The following is a 2,759-nucleotide window of genomic DNA, read 5'->3' on the forward strand; positions in this document are numbered from 1 at the left end:
AGATAGGACCGAACACGTCCTTCAGCGCTATCTGCATGTCTTCCTGCGTCTTCGGCTGGTATTGTTCCATGATGAGCTTGGCGATTGCCTGGCCTTTCTCACTCGGGTTTCTACGTTTCTTCATCAGTGCTGTACTCAATTCCTTTCAACCTGCTTTCTGATAGTGTACCGCACCTCGACAAAAAAATGAAGTGCGTAAGTTAGTAAATTGGTTACCGGTAACTTACACACTTCATTTTACACTCCCTCGCGCCATCGTCACGACTCACCAAAAGTATCCTGCCATGGGTCTTGACAGCTTGTTTCATTTCCTGCATCCTCGATTTGGCGTCTCTCGTGCTCGCGTTCATCGTCTTATGCAAAAACACGATATTCACTCCATTCGACGCGCCGCCTACAAAATTACCACTTGCTCAAATCATTCGTATCCAATCGCGCCCAATCTTTTACAACGTAACTTTAATGTACCTGCTCCTAGTACCGCCTGGGTCGGTGATATTACCTACATCGGCACAGATGAAGGATGGCTTTATCTTGCCGTTGTTAAAGATCTTTTCACAAAGAAAATTGTCGGCTATGCTTTTTCTAATCACATAGACACCCATTTAACTTGTACGGCCATGCTCATGGCAATTCACCGCCAAACGCCCGCCGCTGGTTTGATTTTTCACAGTGACCGCGGCTCTCAGTATGCCTGCTATGCTTACAGAAACTTATTGTTACAACACCATGTACGCCAGAGTATGTCGCGACGCGGTAATCCCTATGAGAACGCAGTTGCTGAAATTTTCTTTAACTGTTTGAAGTGTGAATTCGTCCATTTTCAGCATTTCCATACCCGACTGGCAGCAGAAGTCGCCATTTTCCGGTACATTGAAGCCTATTACAATGCAGTCCGTCCTCACAGTGGGATTGGCTGGATGACTCCAAACACCTTTGAAAAAATGCATTCCCATCCGGCTGCATAAGATTATGCAATCCTAAAATTTATTCGTTTTTTCTGTCCTAATTCGTGTCCACTAAACCGAGAAGGCTGCAGTAATGATTAAACTGCATAAAGAAACTGTTGCATTCATCCTAGAAAATTTTCTGTACCCTGCCTACTGTGCCATCTTCAAGTCTCACCTTAATACCACGAGGGTGATTCGCTGAATTGGTAAGAACATCTTTCACAATACCCTCTGTCAGCATACCCGTTCTCTGATCTTCCTTTTTTACCACCATGACATGCGTACCCGGTGGCACGTCTTTACGTATAGTGCTATTTTTCATAAAATCTTCACTCCTTTATTATTTGGATGATTTCTGATACAAAACCAAGCGGGATTTTCCGTGTGTAATTCCTCCCTGCGTCGCTTTCAGCTCCTAGCGAGCAAGGCCACTGCCTCAACGTGTGATGTCGCGGCTCAATGAACACATTTGCTTATCGTCATTATGGCTAAAGGAACACAATTCTCCTTCTTCCAATTTAACAAGCGATTTATTATCTACATAAATAATACTAGACAATTCCGATTCAGAACTCAAGGATTTAACTCCTTGCTCTTTACGATTCGTATCTGTTTTCTTATCTTTTACATTTTTTCTTTCTGGCTTAAAATTCCTACCATTTAACTGATTTGAGATTCCTGTTTTATAAACAAAAGTAAGCTGCGCGGAATCATTATTTCCATCTTCATCAATCCCTCCTACAATAACCTTTTCAATTATACTTTCAAAAACACTTGGATCAAATTCATCCAAAATACTGTTTTGTTCTAAAACCCGTTTGAATTTCATCAACCGTTTTTCTGTATCTTTCTTTTTACTTACAGCAACAGCCATTTTATCGCGGTAATCTTTTTTGGTTTCCAATTGATTTGAAATTTTTTCGTATTTTTCTTCATAAATTGCCTTATCAATCCCCCCATCAAGCCGTAAATCAACCAGTTTATTAAGCTTCACTTCAATAACTTTAACATCTTTTTGCGCTTTCTCATACTCTTTATCAAATGTGTCATCATTTAAAATATCCCTTGCACGCTCAATAAATTCATTTAATATGTCCTTATTATCGCCACAAGTTAAACGGTAACTTTCTACAAATGCCTTTTCAATAGCTTCTTCAGTAATCCCTTTACTGTCTGGACAATATTTTTTCCCCTTTTTGGTAGACACTACACACTGCCATATAGTTTTATGATAATCTGATCCACTGTGCCAACTTCTGTGAGTTAACGTTCCGCCACAAAAACCACATTCAATCATACAGCTAAAAGTAAATCGATGACTAACTCTCAAACGAACACCTTCAGGAAATGGCCCTTTATTTCTTCCAACATTTCTTTCATGGCGTATTTCTTGTGCTTTCGCGAAAACTTCTGCACTAATAATAGGCTCATGGTGTTCCCTAATATAAAATTTATCTTCTTCGCCGAAATTATATAATCTTTTCTTCGTAATGGGACTAACGGTAAAGGTTTTTCCCATCAAAATATCACCTTTATATTTTTCATTTTTGATGATACCTAATATCCTGGATTCTCGATTTAACATGACGAGGTTGGCATCTTAACACCGAGTGCCTCATAAATTTTTTTCTGTTTATCTAAAAGCTCGCCAATACGCAACGAATGCCCTGCGTCTTCGAAACATTCAATCACATCCAGTTTGTCAAGCATCTGATGTAATGTATAACTTTTATATAAATTTGCCTGTTTCATTTTCTGATCCAGATACGATATAAGAATCAACGCAACAAATGTAACAAAAATTTTGCC

Annotated in this window: 3 protein-coding genes and 1 pseudogene; 1 reads left to right on the forward strand and 3 read right to left on the reverse strand. The window is 39.4% G+C overall.

The window, feature by feature from the left end; genetic code table 11:
• The first annotated feature begins 191 nt into the window (after window positions 1–191).
• A complete protein-coding gene (locus AB840_RS15020) occupies window positions 192–968 on the forward strand; it encodes an IS3 family transposase (RefSeq protein WP_048515636.1) in 777 nt (258 codons plus the stop codon).
• A 109-nt stretch (window positions 969–1,077) separates the two neighbouring features.
• On the opposite strand, the gene AB840_RS15025 is transcribed toward AB840_RS15020, so the two are convergent.
• The 3 genes and pseudogenes from AB840_RS15025 to AB840_RS17945 all read right to left on the reverse strand — a co-directional run.
• On the reverse strand, window positions 1,078–1,272 hold the full coding sequence (locus AB840_RS15025; protein ID WP_048515637.1) for a YwbE family protein: 195 nt from the start codon (window positions 1,270–1,272) through the stop codon (window positions 1,078–1,080).
• A gap of 114 nt (window positions 1,273–1,386) precedes the next feature.
• The gene (locus AB840_RS15030; RefSeq protein WP_053078221.1) at window positions 1,387–2,535 is read right to left on the reverse strand and encodes a recombinase family protein; all 1,149 of its coding nucleotides are present in this window, start codon (window positions 2,533–2,535) and stop codon (window positions 1,387–1,389) included.
• A pseudogene (locus AB840_RS17945) lies at window positions 2,529–2,759 on the reverse strand (IS1634 family transposase); the annotation flags it as partial. The pseudogene AB840_RS17945 and the gene AB840_RS15030, both read right to left, overlap by 7 nt.

The organism is Megasphaera cerevisiae DSM 20462, assembly GCF_001045675.1.
In the GTDB taxonomy this organism is placed as follows: Bacteria; Bacillota; Negativicutes; order Veillonellales; family Megasphaeraceae; genus Megasphaera; species Megasphaera cerevisiae.